We start from the raw sequence: 19,553 nt of genomic DNA, 5'->3' as shown, positions 1-19,553 counted from the left end.
TCAAAGCCTGGTGTTCACCCGGGTCTTCGATTGGCTTGAAAAAAGTCCCTGTCAACCGGAGGTCGAATGACGCAGGAGCAGGATAGAACCACTCAGTATCAACAGGGAAGCCTGACACTACCGGGAACGGTCATGCTGGGAACTGGCGTCATGATTGGCGCAGGTATCTTTGCACTGACAGGGCAAATGGCGCAGATGACCGGAGCGCTTTTTCCGCTCGCATTTCTGGCTGCCGCTGTGGTTGTCAGTTTCAGTGCCTATTCCTATATCAAAATTTCCAATGCCTATCCGTCTGCGGGCGGTATTGGCATGTATCTACAGAAAGCTTACGGAGACCGTCTACCCACCGCGTTCAACGCGCTGCTGATGTATTTCTCCATGGTCATCGCCCAGAGCTTTCTTGCTCGCACCTTCGGTTCGTACACCATGCAGCTTTTCGGCGGAGACGAGAGCGGTCTTATGGTGCCGCTTCTAGGGGTCGCGCTCATTCTGGCTGCATTTGTGGTCAATTTAATGAGCAACAGGCTGATTCAGAGTGTCGCCTCGGGTATTGGCATACTGAAGATTGGCGGCATACTGATATTCGGACTCGTGGGAATCTGGGTCGCCGATAGCCTGGCTGTCGATTTTTTTTCACGCAGGGACGACTCCGGATCCATCGGTAATTTCCTTGGCGCAACCGCGCTCGGCATTCTGGCGTTCAAGGGTTTCACGACGATCACCAACAGCGGCTCTGAGGTTAAGGACCCCCGTCGCAACGTGGGCCGTGCCATTATGATTTCGATAGCCGCCTGTGTGGTTATCTACACACTTGTTGGTTTTGCGGTTTCCAGTAACCTTTCCCTTTCAGAAATCGTCGAGACTCAAGACTACTCACTGGCTGCCGCCGCGCGCCCGGCGTTAGGGGATTATGGTGTGTGGTTTACCGTTGCGTTAGCGATGATGGCAACTGCCGGTGGCATCCTGGCGAGTATATTTGCAGTATCACGTATGTTGGCAATGCTCACTGAGATGAAGCTTGTACCCCACAGTCACTTTGGTATGCCGGGCAGCATCCAGAAACACACACTGGTCTACACTGTTGTACTCGGCCTGTTCCTGACAGCGTTTTTTGATCTGTCCCGTATTGCTGCGTTAGGCATCGTGTTCTACCTGATTATGGATATTGCCATTCACTGGGGCGTCATCCGGTATCTGCGCAAGGAGCTGGAAGCAAACGCCTGGGTGCCCGCCACAGCCATTGTGCTTGACCTGCTCGCGCTCGGCGGCTTTGTCTGGGTCAAACTGAATTCTGATCCCTTTGTTATCGGTGTGGCAGTAGCCGGCATGGTCGCTATTGCGGTTGTCGAGCAGTTTTTTCTGAACAGAGCCGGAGGATCGAAAGCGAAGGGACGCAGGGAATCTCATAGTCACGAACAGTAGCTTCTGTTGAAAGTGGATACGGGCCCGGTTCTCCGCCGGGTACACATTTCCAGAATGTAAGGTGATCGCACTCGAATACCCCCGGCTTTGTTGTATGCTAGTTGCCTTCGGTTAAAGTGCTTGCCAAATATCAACTGGCGCTCTCCTCATCTTCAAGGGCAAGGCTTTTCCGACCGTCGTTCATCCAACAGGATTTTGTCATGGCAACGGCTGATACCGGCTCAACACGTATCCCTGTGTCCCAGCTGGACATACCCTGGGAAAGAGACCTCTTTCTTCGCAGTTTGGTAAGTGAACTTTCCAGTGTACTGGAGGATGTGGTAGGGCTTAAGGAGGCTTCCGGTTTTATCAGCATCGTCGGCCAGAATATGGGAAACCAGATGGACCTCGATTATAAGAGGGCCCTGGAAGTTTCCCGGCTGTCTCGGCGCCAGGTTGCCGATGTGCTCGTAGACCTGAAAGAAAGAATCAAAGGCGACTTCTATATTATCGAGCAGAATGACGATCGCATCGTGCTTGGCAACCGGGCCTGCCCTTTCGCCGAGAAAGTTGTAGGACGCTCGTCCATGTGCATGATGACGAGTAACGTATTCGGTGTTGTCGCATCTCAAAGTCTTGGCTATGCCAAAGTCTCACTGGAGGAAACCATTGCGCAGGGCGACCCGGAATGCCGTGTCGTTGTTTACCTCAAGCCCGATAGAGAATCCGCAGCCGCGTCCGGGCAAGAATACTTCCAGTCAGCAACCTGATGCCAGGCTCGAAGATGGATAACCGATCATGGGAGAATCTGCTGCCTGAGCCGCTCCTTGTGTTGTCATCCGGGGGCGAGGTTATCGATATGAATCAGGCCGCCCGGAAGGCATTCCGTGGCTTGGCCAATGGCAGCCGGCTCCATCACCTGGCCAACGATTCAGACAAACTGGAGTCGTCGTTAAGGCTCTGGGTCCGCAGTGGGGATTTTATCCGGGGCCTCGCGATGATCAGTAGCCCGGATGGCGAGCGATACGCTGCCTACGGGGCACGCATTTCAGGATATGAGAACGCGTCAGCACAGATCATCGTCCGCTGCCATACCGAGAGCTCTGCCAACCAGCGTTTTATCGAGATCACCCGGCGTGTGAACGCCCTGAACCGTGAGGTTACCCGCCGTCAGCATGCGGAAAAGCAGCTGTTTGCTGAAAAGGAACTGGCTCAGGTTACCCTCCAGTCTATTGGCGATGCCGTTATCACAACTGACATTCAGGGGTGCGTGAATTACCTCAACCCCGTTGCCGAAACCCTCACTGGCTGGTCTGAAGCCGAGGCACGGGGGCTGCCGTTGCTGGAAGTCTTCCGTATCTTCAACGAGCAGACTCGCAAGCCGGCGGAGAACCCTGTGGCGCGCGTACTGGCTGATGGGCACACCGTTGGGCTGGCGAATCACACAATTCTGGTGCACCGGGACGGTACAGAGTTTGCGATAGAAGACTCCGCGGCCCCTATTCGTGACCGTGATGGCTCCCTCATCGGAGTCGTCATGGTGTTCCATGATGTGACCCATGCTCGCAAGTTGGCCGCCAAGGTCTCCTACCAGGCCAGCCACGACGGGCTGACAGGCCTTCTCAACCGACAGGCCTTTGAACAGCGCCTGCGCATTCTTCTTGATGCGCCCGGGGGCATGGACAACGCCCATAGTTTGATGTTTCTTGATCTGGACCAGTTCAAGATCATTAACGATACCTGCGGCCACCTGGCCGGGGACGCCTTGTTGCGCACACTCGGGCCTGTTCTCCAGAAACACCTGAGGCATTCTGACCTGCTGGCTCGCCTGGGAGGTGACGAGTTCGGGGTGTTGTTACAGGATTGTCCGGTGCCTGTCGCCAAGGAGATCGCCAAAGCACTGAAAGATGAAGTCGAGAGGCTGAACTTCACCTGGGAAGGAAAACCCTTCCGCGTCGGCCTGAGCATCGGTCAGGTCAATTTCAGCGACGAAAGCTGGTCCCTGGCAGATCTTTTGAGCGCTGCCGATAACGCCTGTTACCTTGCCAAGGAAAACGGACGTAACCGGATTCATCTCTACAGCAGTGACGATAAGGCCCTCGCTCACCGGTTTCGACAGACTCAATGGGTAGGCCGCATACACGAGGCGTTTAATGAAAACCGTTTCCGCCTTCATTGCCAGCCGATTATGCCCACGTCATCTGCACCCTTACCAATTCACGACGAAGAGGGGGCCCATTTCGAGCTGCTGCTGCGGCTGAGCGACAAGGATGGGAAACTGGTTTCACCCATGGCGTTTATCCCGGCTGCGGAGCGCTATAACCTGATGGTCAGCATTGACCAATGGGTGCTTGAGACAGCCTTCACGACGTTGGCTGGAGTCGGAGGCGAACACGTAGCGACCTGCACGATCAATCTGTCCGGAGCATCGCTTGTAGATGAAGGCTTCCTCACGTTCATAAACACCTGCTTTGAACGCCATGCGGTTTCACCCGAGGTCATCTGCTTTGAGATAACCGAAACAGAGGCCATAGCCAATCTGGCCAGTGCGCGCAAAATTATCCAGTCACTGAAGACGCTGGGTTGCCGGTTTTCCCTGGATGATTTCGGCAGCGGCATGTCCTCGTTTGGTTACCTTAAGAACCTGCCGGTCGACTACCTGAAAATCGACGGCGGGTTTATCAAGAACCTGGCAAACGACCCTATTGATCGGGCCATGGTGGCAGCGATCAACAATATTGGCCATGTGATGGGCTTGAAGACGATTGCCGAGTTCGTTGTGAGCACCAGCGTGCTACAGGAATTACGCGAACTTGGGGTGGACTACGTTCAGGGTTATGGCATTGCCAAGCCCGAACCGCTGGAAGCCTACCTGGCTAAACTGAACAGGGAGAACGGCGGCCACCCTCAAACTTCGGGCCAGCATCAGCAAGGACTCGTAGATCGATGACGCCCTGCTAATTCCGGCTCTCTGAGACTCCCGAAGCGTAGGCTAAAGGGCGCCGGCAAGGGGAGGGGGGCGGAATCTCTCCGGGAATCCAAACGGTAGTTTTTCAAGGTACGGCGGAAGCATGTTATTTTCCCCGCTAGGAAACTTTGAAACCGACTATCGAAAATCAGACGGGCGAGCAGACGTTTATGAACGTAATCATTATCGGCGCGGGGATTATGGGAACCACTTTTGCCACCCTGGCAAAAGAGTTGGCACCGGATCTGGAAATCACCATTCTGGAAAGGCTGGACAGCGCCGGGGCGGGAAACTCGTCGGCATTCTGGAACGCCGGCACGGGTCATGAAGCAAATTGTGAACTTAACTATACCCCGGTGGATGAAGAGGTTATTTCCGTAGAAAAGGCCCTGAAGATTCATGCCCAGTTCAACGTAGCCAAACAGTTCTGGGCTCATCTGATCGGCAAGGGAGCCATTAAAGACCCCAAGACCTTTATCAATCAAACCAAGCACTGCACCCTGGTTTCCGAATCGGCAATTGAAGAACTCAGATTGCGATTCAAGGAAATGTCGTCCCATCACTTTTTCGAGCACATGCGTTACTCGGAAGACTTTGATGAAATAAAAAGCTGGATTCCCTACACCATGGAGGAGCGTCCGCGTCACGAGAAAATGGCGGCAACCATTGTTGAAACGGGCACGGATATCAACTTTGGCGCTTTAACAGAACAGATGGCGGCCCATGCAGTCCAGGAGCTGGGCGTCAAAATTGAGTATGGCACGCACGTCAGGCGTGTTCATAGAAGCCCCACCGGGCGCTGGGTTATCGAGGCGCAGAGTAGGGGAGCTGCAGTTCAGCATAAGGCAGATGTGCTCTTCGTTGGTGCTGGTGGAGGGGCATTCCCGCTGTTGAAGAAGAGCCACCTGCCGTTCCGGCAAAGGTTCGCAGGCTTTCCTGTGGGCGGTCGTTTTTTGCGGGCTCCGATCAGCGCAGAGCAGGCCAAGGATTACCGTGCGAAGACCTATGGCAAAGCCAAAGTTGGCGCCCCTCCCATGTCGGTGCCGCATCTGGACCTACGGGTGGTGGACGGTAAGCACTATTTGCTGTTTGGCCCTTTCGCCTCCTTTAAACCGGTTCTCGAGAAAGGCCGCGGGTTCTTTGACTACCTGAGTTCTATTCGGCTGCATGATATCCCGGGTTTACTGAATGTCGCCCTGGAGCACTTTCCCCTGGTCAAGTATCTGGTGTCGGAAACCTTCAAAGGTGAAAAGAGCATGCTGGAGGAACTCGAAAGTTTTGCCCCGGGCCTGAGCAAAAAGTTCGACTGGAAACCGCTTGAGGCTGGCCAGCGCGTACAGATCATCAAGGACGGGGACCTGCAGATGGGCACAGAAATACTCGTGTCTACTGACAAAACCTACGGCACTTTGCTGGGGGCATCACCCGGGGCGTCAGTTTCACCGGAGGTTATGTTGCGCTGCCTGGAACAATTGCTACCCGCTATTTTTTCCAGCGAGGAAGCCATACAGAAAAAGACCGAAATTTTCCCGGAAGATGATCTGGACATACTGGTTAACCAGCCGGATCGTTACCGCGAAATTCGCGATACCGTTAACAAAAAATTGGGGATCAATCCACATACGGCGCAGTAAAAGCGTCTTGATTCCGGCCCTTGAGGTTCAGGACCTGAGATGACTTTTCAGCACTGGTTTTGACCAGTTCGCCAGCCAAAAATTAGATATTCCCAGGGTGGGCGTCCTGAAAAAGGCACTGGTAAATACGGGTATGTCCCTTGCGCTCACTTTTGATGGCATCGTGACAGCATGGGTGCCGACGTATTCGGTCGCCAGATCGCTTTACGCGGGCTAATAGAAGATGCCTGCGTGGCAACATTTCGTGACCAAATGACGCGTGCAGTTCATTAACTTGTCCGTAATACTCGCCTCAACATTTAACGGAATTTCACCTTTCCTGTGCTTGCCATTTATGCAGATACTGAAACGCATCCTGTTGCCGTTTTTTGCCGTCATACTATCAGCGGGCTGTGCCGGGCCGGGAATCGTTCGCGAACAGACCAGTATCTTGCCGAGTGAAATATCCCTGGCCACTGCTAATCCAGTGGCCAATGTCTGGTGGGAACACTTCGACGACAAAACTCTGAATGCGCTTGTAGAGCGGGCGCTGACTGACAACTTTTCCCTGCAATCGGTCAAGGTCAAGGTCGAGCGGTCTGCCATGCTGGCGTTGCAGGACAAGCTTGGACTTCCTCCCCAGGTGGGCAGAGGCGGCATCACCCTCCGGACTTACGAAGGAAACGGAGTTTTACCTGTCTCTGCGCGTATCGTAACGTCTTACAAGTTTGACCTTTGGGAGAAGCTGCCGCCAACTCTGATTGCAAGCAATTCACCTCTCTTTGACGATCTGATCGAACTGAGTTCCTCAGCAATCACCCTGAGCGCCAATGTCGCCAATACCTATTTTTCGTTGAGTAAGGGTAGGGCGGAGCTGGGTCTGCTGGAGCGCCAGGCCGCCACCAGTCGTGAACTCCTTGGATTGGTGGAGTCTGCGAGGGAGGAGGGACGGGCAACCACCGACGAAGTCCTTAGACAACGGCTTTGGGTCGCTTCGGCGGAATCGCGCCGGATAGAGGCACAGGCAGTTCAGCAAAGGCACACCCATCAGTTGGCCGTCCTGGTCGGCCAGCCGGTCTCGCAATTCGAGCTGCCTGCCACGGCGTCTACGCTGCAGCCTCTGCCGTCACTCCTGGAAGATGAACTGCCGTCACAGTGGCTCCATAGCCGACCGGACATTCAGTCAGCATTCCTAAGAACCCGTTCCACAGACACTGACACTGCCGGGCTCATCGCATCCGGGGTGCCACCGATCAACCTTTACTCAATGTTGACCAAGGCCGCATTCTCGCCGACCGAATTGGTGCAGGATGTGCTCGCCGAACTCGTTTCGCAACTGTCCGCTCCGTTGTTCGACAAATTCGACAGTTACCTGGACATTAACCTGGGCGAGACAGAGCAGGCGCAGGCGGACTTCCGCCAAATGGTGCTGACGGCCTTTCAGGAAGTAGAAGACGCTCTGGCAGCCGAGCGCCATAATCAGGCGCTGCTCAGCAGCCAGTCCGGCAGGCTGTACACGACACGTCGGGTCTTTCACCACCTCAGGCAGCGTTATGCTGGGGGTGATGTCGACTTTTTCGAAGTCTTTACCGCACTTCAGGATGTTCAGACGCTGGAGCAAGAGCACCTCTCCACCCGCCTGGCTCTGATGCTAGACCGGGTGACTGTCGCCCGCTCCGTAGCAGGGGGTTGGACACACCCGAACAACGAACTGCAAAAACTGCTACGCATCGCCTCCCTCTTCAATCAGGAGCATACCGAAGACGGCAACACCTGATGGGTGGCAGTACTGCTGTCCCAGATAGCGTCCAGCCATAATCCGCTAATCTGCCCAGCCAGGAGAGCGTTCTTCCCCTGGCGTCCTTGCGATTTTCTTTCCGCCATATTTTAGTTTTTTCTCGGTGACACTAGCGTCGATACGCTGTCACACTTATCGAAAGCAAGAAGTTCGGGGACCCGAAGTTCCGCCATACGGGGCTCGCCATGGGTCAGGGGAATTCTGGAATGGGACCGGGCAGACTGCAGTTAGTGGACTTCTGAGTTAATTACGGCGCTCTGTGATGTGGCCAAATCGACCTACCATGAATTCGTGGAGGGAATGATGAGCGACAAACTATTCCACATAATCGCGGTAACTCTTGCGGTAACTCTTTCGGTAACTCTGTTATCCAATTCGCTCTATGCGAACGAGGTCTCTTTCGACTCCATGGACAGCAATGGTGACGGCAGAATCTCAAAGGACGAGTTTCACGACACAATCGTAGAGTGGGGCACATTCTCAGACTTTGATATGAATAGCGATGGTTATCTGACTTCGGAAGAGTTTGCCGAAACAGGCTATAACAGCGGTTCGTTCGAAGAGTGGGACGTTAACAACGACGACCAGCTGGACGAGTACGAGTATTACGATGGAGTCTTCGACCATTACGATGAGAACGAAGATGGTCACTGGCAAAGAGCCCAATGGCAAGATGCTGGCGACGACGGATTCTGGGATATCTGAAGCAATAGATGAGAACTCTATCTGTCTTCTAAATGTCTCAACCGAGCTATAGTCCTAAAGCGAGGATATCGGAAAAATTAACGGTGAGCCTCGCCCGCTGTATGGCACCACTATTACAACCCCTTCCGTGTAGAGAAACATCATCAGAATATCAGCCAGGGTTACGATGCCGTCCTCGTAGAGGTACTCGGGACCCTTGAGTCAGGACGAATTTGAGGCTCTGCTAAGGCGGGACCGCCAGAGAAAGTCAGCCTGATCATCTCAGTCGCTCCTATCCAGGCGTTCTTTGCGCATCGGCGTTGCCTTGATTTGGGCTGGGCAAAGTTGAGCTTGTGACCCGTCCGCTACTTTCCAGGTTGGCAGACGTCTGTTGGATACCGCACAGACCAGGACTGAACTCCGAAATAGGCTAATCCAATGAACAATGAGATGACTTGCCGACCTACCTGCGAATGGAAAGCAGCCCTCCCTCAACATAACTATGCTCCCTATCGGTAAGCAGTTTCTCTCATTTCCTGAATTCCGCAATTGGAGGTGCCTGAGGCACTTTGAGTAAGTGAGGAAGATTTTGTGATTACTACCAGTCCTGATCCAGACACCAATGCTTGTGTTGCAAACTTCGATGAAGCGCTGGAACAGCTCGGGCTTGCCCTACAGAGCGATCCTTTTGCCTACAATACAAAAGTACTGGAGGCGGCACTTCCTGTCATGAAGTCTCCCGGCGGCCTGGACGCGTTGTACGCCCGAGTCCCGACGATGGAAGCAAAGGGCGTATTCGCCAACAGTGACTGGGACAACCCAGCCATTTTGCGACCGGCACTGGCGGTGCGGACCCTACGCCAGGGAGCTCCGGCCTACACGACTATTGAAGCGCTGAGTGAACTTCGTTTGCTGGCCGTGGCCATGGGCGATTATCGGCATCCGGGTATCTCATCGGAGCAGGCCAGACATTTCCTGACCCAGGTAACGGCGCTCAATCTTGACCTGCTATCAGGTCAGATGAGTGAAGCGGATCGGGAGCGACCCGAAGGGCTCGGGCAGATCGTCAATTCGCTGTACCAGTTTCTGCTGAGCAGGCTGGGCTACGAAAGCATGCTCGACAGCCTGGTGGGTGAAGTTCGGCGATTGCTGGCTCAGCGGCCCATACAGACCGACAGCATTAAACAGATGGTCAGCCAGATAGCGAAATGCCTGTATGACCCTGAAATTGAAACCTCTGGCATGCACAAAGCTGCTCGCCTGGTAACCGCATTGTTCGGGCCAACGCCAGGCAGTCGCGATGATCCGGGCCTTGCGGTCTACGGTGAACGTCTGTCCGCCATGGACGATGTCGCTCTATTTGCAGAGGCAAAAGACTTTGCCAGTGCAATGCAGGAGACCGGCATGGTTTCCCCCTATCATCCCATGCTGTTACGACGCCTTCGGGAGCATCGGGACGACCTGATACCCATGGCGTTGGGTCTGAGCATCACCGGCAATGATGTGCTCCAAAGCTATCAGCAGATTGTACTCCAACTGATCGATGACGTGGTTCATCCGCAAACCAGCCAGGCTGTTTATGGCCTGGCCATGTTTCTTGAGAGGGGAACTCTCTTCATCCCTGCGGTTGCTGCCAGCTTGTGGCGGCAAATTGAACTGAAATTGTGCCAAACCGCATCCGACAGACTCAGCGCAGTTTTTGGCGATGAGCACCCTCCGCGGGTATATTTACTGGCAGGTGTACTGAACCTTCTTGGACAGCCGTTCGGCATTGGCCAGGGCAACAACCCAACGTGTCAGTCGGTTATTGGTCTTTCCATGTGGGCCTTCAACGACGCTTACTACCTGTTGCAACTGGTGGCCTGGGCGGCCCGTGACGACGACGTCGTCATGCGCTTCGAAGGCCAGGATATTAACTCCCAGCATCTGCCGGCCGGGCTTGCGAAATTACCCCCGACCGATGTCGATCCGGTTTCCCTGGTTCTGATACCACATCTTGATCGCATTTATGGTGAGATGGGACGTTTGTGTGGGGTGCGCGATGAGGACCTTCACCGCTGGATCAACCCGGAAATGTACGGCTCGTGGGTAGGGCATGGCTTTCTCAGCCTCATTAGCCGGGAGACGGGCAAGATCCATGAGTATGAGGATTTTATCCGTGATTTCTACGCCAGCTATCACCCTTATTACAATGGCAACATCCCCATTATCCATCCGCAACCAGCCGGAATCGCGGTCACCGACAGTGGAGGGCGCCTGGTTGGACGCCATGCCATCACCATTATCCGGGTCAACCTTGATCGCGCTGGCGATATGCGCCTCTACTTTTTCAACCCCAACAATGACAGCGGCCAGGATTGGGGGCAGGGCATTAACTGCGCAACCGAAAGCAACGGCGAGCGCTCTGGCGAAGCCTCACTGCCGTTCGCTGAGTTTGCCTCGCGTCTGTGTGTGTTCCACTACGACCCGAGGGAGCTGGGAGACGGGTCGGCGGTTCCCGACACAGACATTACCCGGGCCATAGAGCTTGGCCGTACCAGTTGGGCTGCAAGTTATGAGTAACCTGGGCTGAAAGCGCCGGCCGGCGGCTTCGAACATCGCTAGTCTTCGTCTGGGCAGGCACAAACACCTGGCGAGCGTCGTAAATCCTGGCGCTCAGGACTGGCTAATGCAAAGTAGCTTTTTGGGGCGCCCGCCAAGCGTCCAATGGCTATGTATCCGACTCAGGCTGTCTTAACGCCGTGGCAAACGCATAATAATGATCGCCGCAAAAGCCAGCAGCACGATTGCACCGGCTTCGAACAGGATATTTTGTGGGTCCATGTCTTTGCCCTGAAGCACTATTAATCGGGCTATAGCCGTAATCGCAATGAATATCGGATAAATAAATGGTGAGCCCCGCCCGGTGTACGATACCACCACCATTGCAACCACTTCCGTGTAGAGAAACATCATCAGAATATCAGCGAGGGTTACAATGCCATTCTCGTAAATGCCCTGGATCTCCATCCCTGCAGCGCCCAAGGTCAGCAGCCCCGTTAGAACCAGCAACAGCTTCTGGATCGCGTTAAAGCCGCGAACAACGAAAAGCTGTTCCATGTTGCTGAGCTCTGGAAGGTCGGGCTTTTTTTCATCCCGGTCGTCAGTTTGACGCGTACTGCTCAATTTTGAATCGCTCATTACTGAACCTTTGTTGTTTTTCGCAGCTCATAATGCAGATCTCCTAGGACACTCCCATCTCTTACAGAATCCAGAGCTCCGATCGCATCAAAAGAATCGACAGACTAGCAGAGCGAGAAGTGAAGGTGGGATTATTATTGCCGCATTCGAACGAGGGCATATTTCTCCAACCGTGCGCTGGGAAATGATATTTTGATCCGGACGGCCTCAGAAAGTGCTAAATTTCGCTATACCCACGACATTCGGCTAAAGGATAGTCAGAGATGAAACGAACACGGCTTCTTCAGGATTTGATCAGGCAGCTTTCGCCAAAACTGGACTCGACGACCTATGTCTACTGCACAGTGGCTCGGGCAAAGTATGGCGAGCTGGAAAAGCTGAAACCCATAGTCAGCATTGCTGAACTGGAGGGACTTACCTTGGTGATTCCTCAGGAGCAGGCCAAAGCCGAGGGCCTGGACTATTACCGAGTCTTCCGCCGCATCACACTCGAGGGTCACTCCAGCCTTGAAGCTCTGGGGCTAACATCCGTGGTAACGAGCCAGCTTGCCGAGCGAGGCATTACCACCAACGTCATCGCCGGGTTCTATCACGACCACATGTTCGTACCCAGCGATCGGATCGACGAGGCTATGGAGGCACTGAAGGAGCTGGCCAACGAGCCCAGCGGTTAAAGTGGATGACGACAGAGACCGCTGTAGCGGTGAGCACTACATTTAGTGAGATCACCTTAACAGGTAGCTGAAAAGGACACTCCAAGGGCTACATCACACCAAGCAATATGTAGCAGACGCGGAGAAAGATGGCGACAACGTTAATCAGGAGGGAACGAAAGTATCCACAAAACGGTAGCCAACTCCAGGTTCCGTCTGAATGTATCGCTGCTCTGTAGGATCATCGCCAAGCTTTAGTCTGAGCCTCCCGAGAAGAACCCGGAGGTAATGGGTATCTTTGGTGTGGGTCGGGCCCCAGATGTCCTTCAACAGTTGTGTTTGTGTGACGATTTTCCCGGAAGCCAACATCAGTGCTTTCAGCACAGCAAATTCTTTCGGTGTTAATCTTACGGGCTCTGCGTTCACGCTGATTTTTCGCATAGCAAGATCGATGCGCAACATACCGTCATCAAAAACCAGAGGCACCTCAGTCTGGCGTCCACTTTTACGCTCCTGGTTGCGCAACTGAGTCCGGACTCTTGCCAACAATTCATCCACTCCGAACGGTTTCGTCACATAGTCATTAGCGCCAAGATCCAGCGCTTTGACCTTCTCAAGCTCCTTGTCTCTTACTGACAAAACGATAACAGGGACAGAGGTCGACTCCCGAAGAGCCGCGAGCACCTCAGAACCATCCATATCAGGCAGCCCTAAATCAAGGATCACGAGTTCCGGAGAATGTTTCGCAAAGAGGCTGAGCCCGGTTTCGCCCCTTTCGGCTTCCAATACTTCATAGCCTTCGGTTTTGAGACTGATGCGAAGAAAATGCCGAATTTGCGGCTCATCGTCGATAATCAAAATGCGGGGTTTTCCTGGGTCTGGCACTGACAAGGTCATACGAAAGCATCTTTGTTGGGCTCGTGTTCCGGCGGTTCTTTGAGAGGGAGAACTATTTCAATGGTTGCCCCTCGATCATTCGGGCCGGGCAGGGCGCGTATACGCCCGCCGTGCGCGCCAACCATGCCATTACAAATGGCAAGCCCAAGTCCACTGCCACGGGGGCCGCGGTCGCCCTGTCCGCCAGTAAAGAACATTTCAAATACTTTAATCCTCTGATCTTCAGGTATTCCGGGACCTTCATCGGAGACGGAGATAACCGCTTCGTCTCCGACTCGTCGGGCAATAATTCTCAGGGTTGACCCTGCAGGTGCGAACTTCGCTGCGTTTTCCATCACATTGACCAGTGCCTGTTCGATCAATGCCGGGTGCACAAAAAGAAGCGGCAGTTCGTCATCCACGTCTGTCTCTACCTGAACTTCGGCCATCATGTTTCTGGAACGTCTCAGGGCTGAGGACAGGATATCAGTCAAGGCTATCCAGTCTCTCTCGATCTTTAGCGTGCCATGCCCGAGCTTAGTCATATCCAGCAGATTTCGAATATAACGGTCGAGCCGTTCACCCTCTCCAAGTACGGAGTCAAGGAGGCTTTCCCGGTCTTCAACAGACAGGCGGCTAGACATTGATCTCAACGTACTTGCGGAGCCAATCATTGATGCCAGAGGAGTGCGGAGATCATGCGATATGGACGAAAGCAAGGCAGAGCGCAGGCGCTCTGTCTCTTCCGCAACCCGTGAGGCGGACAGGTTAGAGGCAAGCTTGGTTCGAAACCATGCCAGGCCCAACTGGTGCACGTAGACGCCCATGGAAAGCCCACGGTAATAGTCAGCCGTCATACCTCCAACCTTCAACCCAAGCACAGCGTAGACGTCGCCATCTGCCTCGATGGGCTCGAAGCGCCACGGCAGGCTGTTGAAAGTATCGGAAAACGTCCCGCTAGCTTTCCATTTCGCATGGCCCATGCCACAGCAGAGTAGGCAGCTTCGTTGAAGGCGTGAGGTGCCCCACCTTGAGTGATGACTTCAAAATTGCCGCTATCCTCAGCGCGCTGAAGAATTACGATCGGTACCTTCACCTGGGAATAAAGTGCATCAACAGCTTCAGATTGCACCGAAGTTATATCGGGAGCCGAGGCGAGACGGCGGGTGAACTGAAGATGCGCATCGGCAAGATCATTCGAGGCGCGCAGCATTTGTACCTGATCCCTTAACCTACCCGCGAGACGACCCCCGCTCACCGCAATGATTAGGAAGAACACAACGGTCAAAAGTTCGTCCGTGTCCGCCATGTGGAGCGTTAGTCGGGGTTCCGTAAAGAAAAAGTTGTAGGTCAGAAAACTCAATGCCGCAGTAAAGAGCGCGGGCCGTATGCCGGTCCGGGCCGCAACCCACAGCACGGACGTCAGAAAGATCAGTGACAGGTTACCCAGGGGGAGTACGTCCTGGAGGCCCATGGATACGACCGTGGCAGCACCGACGCTTGCCACAGCCCAGAGATAGTCACTCCACTGCGTTCGTGAAACGGATGCTGCTACCAGTTGGTGGCGTTTTTCAAGGGGCAACGGTACGAAAGTAACCTCAAAAGCTTCGGCCTGTGCCATAAGGCGTCGACTTAGGGACCTCTTAAAAGGGTACCAGCGATTGTGAGAGCGACCGAGAACCAAGGTTGTGACATTTTGCTCCTTTGCGAAAGCAAGAATTTCCGCGACAACGTCGTGACCACGAAGTGTTCTGATTTCTGCTCCCAACCTGGAAGCCAGGTCCAGCACCTTCGCTTGCTGCTGACGCTCGTCGCTCCCGGCACGGCCAGTGTCAACCGTAACAACCGTCCAGGGTGCTTTACGCCTGTCCGCTATTCGGCGCCCGGCGCGAACAAGTGTTTCACCTTGTCCTGAGCCGTCCACAGCTACCAACATCCGTGAGCTAACGTGCCAGGGGTTTTCTATTTCACCCGATTGCAGTTTCTTCCGAACGTCGGCATCAAGACGTTCAGCGAGAGCCTGAACCGCCAACTCACGCAAGGCCGACAAGTTCGAGAATGAGTAGGCGTGCACGTGCTCGGACACGTGGACTTTGCCCTGCCTCTGACGCTCCAGAAGATCCGAAGGGCTGAGATCAACCAATACAACGTCAGTGGCCCGTTCCAGTACTGAATCGGGTACGGTGTCTCGCATTCTTGTACCGGTAGTTCTCGCTACGACATCCGAAAGACTTTCGAGGTGCTGAATGTCTATTGCTGTCCAGACCGTAATACCCTGGTCCAGCAGTTCCACGATGTCCTGGTAGCGGCGAGCATGACGGGTACCCGGGTTATTCAGATGAGCCAGGTCATCCACCAGTAGCACGTCAGGCTTGCGCTTGAGTGCCGCGTCCAGATCAAACTCACGGACTTGTTTGCCAGAGTAGCCAGACTCTTTTGACGGCAGCTGCTCAAACCCCTCACGGAGCGCATCTGTCTCCGCGTCTCCGTGAGACTCGACCACACCGATAACAATCTCAACGCCTTGCCTGCGTAGCTCGTGGGCTGCCCGGAGCATCTGAAGGGTTTTACCAACCCCGGGTGCTGCACCCAGATAAATCCTAAGTTGACCGCCTATTGAAGCTTTACGAGCTTCCATACAAAGTTCCTAGCCTATTGGAAACTCGGTTTTTGCGTAGCGCACTCTCTCATTACTCAGGGCCCGGCGAAAAAAGCTCACATTCAGGTTGCCGCGAAGGAACGACCGAGTAGTAGCTAGAAGAATGGCAAAAGTCGATACTTTGATTTCACTTGCCGGCCGCCAGGACCTTATCAACGAAGCTGTCGAAAGCTCCGAGCGTAGCAGGGTTACCGAACTACAGCATCAGAATAGCAATCGTGGCGGCCAAGTTTAGGAGGGCGGCAGTCAGAATAATAACTTTTACGTAGACCGACAGCCTTGACCACCTGCGTTTTCCCATCAACTCCCTAATGACGAGGTGCCCCAGCCCACCAGTAATAAAAAGGGCGGTTACAGAAGCGTAATGCCCGATGAGGCGCTCACCACTAGCCGTAAAAAGACCGTAAAAATTGAGGCCAGACCGTCCTAAAACCGCTTGGGATATGGTTTGCTTAGCACCGTTGCCAGTTAATTCAGCTTTGAAGCGGGGCTCTGGAGGGCATGGCGACATCTCCACTGAAACCCGGCCTAGCTACCCATATCGCAATTTCTCTTGCAGGCCTTAGTTTCTTGGCACTTGTAAACCGCCAGGCGATGCAGCCAGTGGTATCAAAATTTCCGTACTTGGCACCGGTCGCGTTCTTCGCCTGGGTACAGGGGTAGGGGAGACGTTTTGCATCGCAGGATTAGCTACGTTTGCGGCAATGGGGCTTATGTTGAAACACACACAAGAACTTAATTTACGCCGGATTTGTTACATAGGCGCAGTTCACAGGCACAGCCATTGGGGTTGCGCTGGCTAAGACTGTTCACGAGGGCTTTGGACATTCCTGATTATGCCGCTTATTAGCATACTACCTGTCATTCAGATTCTGGGTTTTCTTCTGATCTTGCTCTCTGATCTTGCTCAGTTTTCTAATGACGCTACCAGTAAACTTGTTGGCGTTTGGCAACACCCCCGATTGGCTGGCGTTTGTTAAGTCGGCAAGTATCTGTTTTGGGATCGGCCTGGTGTGTTTCCTAAGCGCCGGTAGAAAACGACATGCACTAAGACAGCGCCAGATGTTTCTGCTTACCGTTGGGGCATGGGTTGTCATACCGCTATTTTCGAGTTTGCCATTGCTCTTGAGTGACTTGGAACTCAGCGTCACAGACGCCTTCTTTGAAAGCATCTCTGGTGTGACGACCACGGGGTCTACCGTCATGAGCGGCCTGGACAATCTACCTGGCGATATTCTGCTCTGGCGTTCAATCATGCAATGGATGGGGGGATCGGAATTATCGGTATGGCTGTGGCGATTCTTCCGTTTCTGAGGATCGGTGGTATGAGGCTATTTGCGACGGAATCCTCTGAATGGACGGAAAAAGCAGTACCACGAACCAGCCGGCTAGCCCGCGGTCTCGTGCTAAGCTATTTGATTCTGACAACCAGCTGCATTGGTGTGTATTGGCTATTAGGAATGGACCTGTTCAACGCGCTAAATCATGCGTTGACTACCGTATCGACGGGTGGCTATTCGACCTCCGATAGCTCGATGGGGCAGTTCGATCAGCTTTCTATCTTATTTGCTTCCACTGTCTTCATGATGCTGGGAGGCGTCCCGTTTTTCCTGTTTGTACGGTTCTTGAATGGTCAGATTGAACCCTTATTTCGCGATCAGCAAGTCCATTTCTTTCTCAAAGTCTTACTTGGTTCAGCAATTTTGATCGCGCTTTACCGCCTATTAAATGAAGACGTTGCTCCCTTGGATGCTTTCGTGCATGCGCTATTCAACGTGACGTCAGTAGTCACGACTACCGGTTACGCATCCCAGGACTACGCTCTATGGGGGCCTTTCGTTGTGGTGGCGTTCTTTTTCCTGACGTTTGTAGGAGGGTGTTCAGGCTCAACAAGCGGCGGTATGAAAATTTTCCGCTTTCAGTTGTCGATGTTGCTTTTGCGAGAGCAGGTTCTCAGGCTGCTTCATCCCAACGCGGTAATCGCGCGCCGTTACAATGGGAGAATCATTAGCGATGAGATTGTCGCCTCCAGCGTGGCTTTCTCTTTTATTTTCCTGGCCACACTGGTAGCTGTGGCAGCGCTTCTTGCTTTTCTTGGGCTCGATCCGATTACAAGCCTGACCGGAGCAGCCACAGCTTTGGCAAACGTTGGTCCCGGGCTAGGAAACATAATCGGCCCGGCAGGCAATTTCCAGCCTCTGCCTGATGCTGCCAAGTGGGTATTGATGGCCGCAATGCTGCTGGGCCGACTTGAGCTCCTGAGTGTATTTATAATGTTCTCTCCGCATTTCTGGCGCAGCTGACCATGGCAGCCGACCGGCATTGAGGAAGAAAAGAACGGTGCTGAATTCGAGTACAAAGTTTAGTGGTGGCCGGGTAGCACTGTCTGAGGTCGTCCATTGGACGACCATAGAAAGTGATAAACCGGCATAACAGAAGATCAGATATTTAGCGGCATGTTTCCACACAAAGTCCTAAACAAAGTTAAAGTGGATTCTAGAAGAGTAAGCTGTTTCGATTGTCCACACAAAGTACTAAATTCGTCGTCCGCATCACAAGCGCTGGAAGCGTAAAGCTCGTCAGGAGATTCTCCTTGGGAGGAGGTACAAGCTGATTCAATGGAAGCAGTTGGGGGAGAGTGTAGGAACTTCAGACATAAAAAAGGCCGGAGCAGAACTCCGGCCAAAATGGAGGAACACCTAACCATCATTTGAAGGGTGTTGAGACGATGCCTCGGCAGGGAAGGAGGGCATCAGTGGATCAGTGACCCGCCATTCACATCAACTTCAGAGCCGCCCGTGACGGCGCCGGTCAAGTGGAGGTGGCAGTTCGATTACAGAAAGCGTTTGTTTCTCTGGGGTCTCTGGATAATCAGGATGTAAAAGACGCTGCCTCTGAACACAGCCGATTAGCACTGAATCGGTCCAGACTGGCGCTGGATTTGCCCGAGGACCTTGCTGCTGTCAGCAAAGCCTCCGGCCGTTGAGGCAGTCTGACCAGCGACCGATAACGGCATGCGCCGCTTCGGAATCACCGGCCAGCTTTTAACTACACGTAGAAGTCCAGGTCTTCCTGGGATTTCAGCAGATCCCTCATCGTTATGGGGTCATCACCGAAGAAGAACACCAGACCCCAGTGCGTGCCGAAGGCGTTCCGGTCTGGAACTGTCTCTTCAGAGGGCGCCACTAGCTCGTGGGAATCAAAGTAAGGATGGTCTACGCACTCTTTCGGCATTTCCAGCTTGCTTACCACGCGACGGCGGGGATAGACACCGAAGCAGCCCGCATACCCTTTCGCTCCCTCGACTTCCTTGGGGAAGAACGCAGCGACTTCCTCTTTCGTGCTCTTCGGGTCGAAAACCAGCATGGAAGCCTGGTAGGCGCTGAAACCGTAGGCCTTTTCGATCAGCTCAAAAGCCTTGAAACCCGGCGGGCGATAGGCAACCTCACCAAAGTACATCTCGCCATCTGCGGTTACAAAGTACTCAGGATGAATCAGGCCGAACTTGATATCGAAGGTTTTGATCAGCAGTTCGATCTGCTTGGTAATCGCGTTGCGCCAGCTCTCAAGTTCCTTGGTCGCAGGCACGAATACCGAATACCCCAGGGTGACGTACTCTGAGATATTCAGGAACTGGATCTTGCCGTCGTGAATCCATGCTTCAACCGCGAATTCCCAGCCACTCAGGTGGCTTTCCATCAGCAGTGGATATTCCTCGTTC

The 19,553-nt window shown here is 53.7% G+C and carries 13 protein-coding genes and 1 pseudogene; 9 read left to right on the top strand and 5 right to left on the bottom strand.

Annotated elements, in window-relative coordinates:
* Positions 1-66 precede the first annotated feature (66 nt).
* The 7 genes from G7W63_RS13815 to G7W63_RS13785 all read left to right on the top strand — a co-directional run bounded on the left by G7W63_RS13815 (position 67) and on the right by G7W63_RS13785 (position 11,026).
* The gene (locus G7W63_RS13815) at positions 67-1,422 is read left to right on the top strand and encodes an APC family permease (RefSeq protein WP_166259209.1); all 1,356 of its coding nucleotides are present in this window, start codon (positions 67-69) and stop codon (positions 1,420-1,422) included.
* Positions 1,423-1,622: 200 nt separating this feature from the next.
* Positions 1,623-2,171, top strand: a complete 549-nt coding sequence (locus G7W63_RS13810) for a methanogen output domain 1-containing protein (RefSeq protein WP_166259206.1) — start codon at positions 1,623-1,625, stop codon at positions 2,169-2,171.
* Between the two features lie 14 nt (positions 2,172-2,185).
* Positions 2,186-4,351 carry an EAL domain-containing protein gene (locus G7W63_RS13805; protein ID WP_207308958.1) on the top strand — a complete coding sequence of 722 codons (2,166 nt, stop codon included), beginning with the start codon at positions 2,186-2,188 and terminating at the stop codon, positions 4,349-4,351.
* Between the two features lie 188 nt (positions 4,352-4,539).
* A complete protein-coding gene (locus G7W63_RS13800) occupies positions 4,540-6,003 on the top strand; it encodes a malate:quinone oxidoreductase (RefSeq protein WP_166259203.1) in 1,464 nt (487 codons plus the stop codon).
* A gap of 334 nt (positions 6,004-6,337) precedes the next feature.
* Positions 6,338-7,759, top strand: a complete 1,422-nt coding sequence (locus G7W63_RS13795; RefSeq protein WP_166259200.1) for a TolC family protein — start codon at positions 6,338-6,340, stop codon at positions 7,757-7,759.
* Between the two features lie 324 nt (positions 7,760-8,083).
* A complete protein-coding gene (locus tag G7W63_RS13790) occupies positions 8,084-8,485 on the top strand; it encodes an EF-hand domain-containing protein (RefSeq protein WP_166259197.1) in 402 nt (133 codons plus the stop codon).
* A 570-nt stretch (positions 8,486-9,055) separates the two neighbouring features.
* Positions 9,056-11,026: a hypothetical protein gene (locus G7W63_RS13785; protein ID WP_166259194.1), complete on the top strand. Its 1,971-nt coding sequence runs from the start codon at positions 9,056-9,058 to the stop codon at positions 11,024-11,026.
* A gap of 171 nt (positions 11,027-11,197) precedes the next feature.
* Here the strand turns inward: G7W63_RS13785 and G7W63_RS13780 are convergent, their stop codons facing one another.
* Entirely contained in the window at positions 11,198-11,644 is a 447-nt protein-coding gene (locus G7W63_RS13780) for a phosphate-starvation-inducible protein PsiE (protein ID WP_207308957.1), read from the bottom strand.
* A 263-nt stretch (positions 11,645-11,907) separates the two neighbouring features.
* On the opposite strand from G7W63_RS13780, the gene G7W63_RS13775 reads away from it, so the two are divergent.
* The gene (locus tag G7W63_RS13775; RefSeq protein ID WP_166259191.1) at positions 11,908-12,318 is read left to right on the top strand and encodes an ACT domain-containing protein; all 411 of its coding nucleotides are present in this window, start codon (positions 11,908-11,910) and stop codon (positions 12,316-12,318) included.
* Positions 12,319-12,462: 144 nt separating this feature from the next.
* On the opposite strand, the gene G7W63_RS13770 is transcribed toward G7W63_RS13775, so the two are convergent.
* From G7W63_RS13770 to G7W63_RS13760, 3 genes are read right to left on the bottom strand one after another with little or no spacing between them, the layout of a single operon-like run.
* The gene (locus tag G7W63_RS13770) at positions 12,463-13,194 is read right to left on the bottom strand and encodes a response regulator (RefSeq protein ID WP_166259188.1); all 732 of its coding nucleotides are present in this window, start codon (positions 13,192-13,194) and stop codon (positions 12,463-12,465) included.
* Complete coding sequence (locus G7W63_RS13765) at positions 13,191-14,030, bottom strand: sensor histidine kinase (protein ID WP_166259185.1); 840 nt, start codon at positions 14,028-14,030, stop codon at positions 13,191-13,193. Before G7W63_RS13765 ends, G7W63_RS13770 begins: the two co-directional genes overlap by 4 nt.
* Positions 14,031-14,041: 11 nt before the next feature.
* Positions 14,042-15,811, bottom strand: coding sequence for a DUF4118 domain-containing protein (locus tag G7W63_RS13760; RefSeq protein WP_166259182.1), 1,770 nt, complete (start codon positions 15,809-15,811; stop codon positions 14,042-14,044).
* An 857-nt stretch (positions 15,812-16,668) separates the two neighbouring features.
* On the opposite strand from G7W63_RS13760, the pseudogene G7W63_RS13755 reads away from it, so the two are divergent.
* Positions 16,669-18,135: pseudogene (locus tag G7W63_RS13755) on the top strand (TrkH family potassium uptake protein).
* A gap of 745 nt (positions 18,136-18,880) precedes the next feature.
* On the opposite strand, the gene G7W63_RS13750 reads toward G7W63_RS13755, so the two are convergent.
* Positions 18,881-19,553 (bottom strand): ATP-grasp domain-containing protein (locus G7W63_RS13750; protein ID WP_479724286.1); only part of this gene is annotated, 673 nt, incomplete at its 5' end.

This window comes from Marinobacter salicampi, assembly GCF_011074795.1.
Classification (GTDB): Bacteria; Pseudomonadota; Gammaproteobacteria; order Pseudomonadales; family Oleiphilaceae; genus Marinobacter; species Marinobacter salicampi.
Note: the sequence above shows the minus strand (reverse complement) of the source record. Positions and strands in the feature narration are given on the sequence as shown.

What these genes read in the sequence shown, in the direction of transcription:
- G7W63_RS13815 (WP_166259209.1), top strand. Translation starts at nt 67, where the DNA reads ATGACGCAGGAGCAGGATAGAACCACTCAGTATCAACAGGGAAGCCTG.
- G7W63_RS13810 (WP_166259206.1), top strand. Translation starts at nt 1,623, where the DNA reads ATGGCAACGGCTGATACCGGCTCAACACGTATCCCTGTGTCCCAGCTG.
- G7W63_RS13805 (WP_207308958.1), top strand. Translation starts at nt 2,186, where the DNA reads ATGGATAACCGATCATGGGAGAATCTGCTGCCTGAGCCGCTCCTTGTG.
- G7W63_RS13800 (WP_166259203.1), top strand. Translation starts at nt 4,540, where the DNA reads ATGAACGTAATCATTATCGGCGCGGGGATTATGGGAACCACTTTTGCC.
- G7W63_RS13795 (WP_166259200.1), top strand. Translation starts at nt 6,338, where the DNA reads ATGCAGATACTGAAACGCATCCTGTTGCCGTTTTTTGCCGTCATACTA.
- G7W63_RS13790 (WP_166259197.1), top strand. Translation starts at nt 8,084, where the DNA reads ATGAGCGACAAACTATTCCACATAATCGCGGTAACTCTTGCGGTAACT.
- G7W63_RS13780 (WP_207308957.1), bottom strand. Translation starts at nt 11,644, where the DNA reads ATGAGCGATTCAAAATTGAGCAGTACGCGTCAAACTGACGACCGGGAT.
- G7W63_RS13775 (WP_166259191.1), top strand. Translation starts at nt 11,908, where the DNA reads ATGAAACGAACACGGCTTCTTCAGGATTTGATCAGGCAGCTTTCGCCA.
- G7W63_RS13770 (WP_166259188.1), bottom strand. Translation starts at nt 13,194, where the DNA reads ATGACCTTGTCAGTGCCAGACCCAGGAAAACCCCGCATTTTGATTATC.
- G7W63_RS13765 (WP_166259185.1), bottom strand. Translation starts at nt 14,030, where the DNA reads ATGACGGCTGACTATTACCGTGGGCTTTCCATGGGCGTCTACGTGCAC.
- G7W63_RS13760 (WP_166259182.1), bottom strand. Translation starts at nt 15,811, where the DNA reads ATGGAAGCTCGTAAAGCTTCAATAGGCGGTCAACTTAGGATTTATCTG.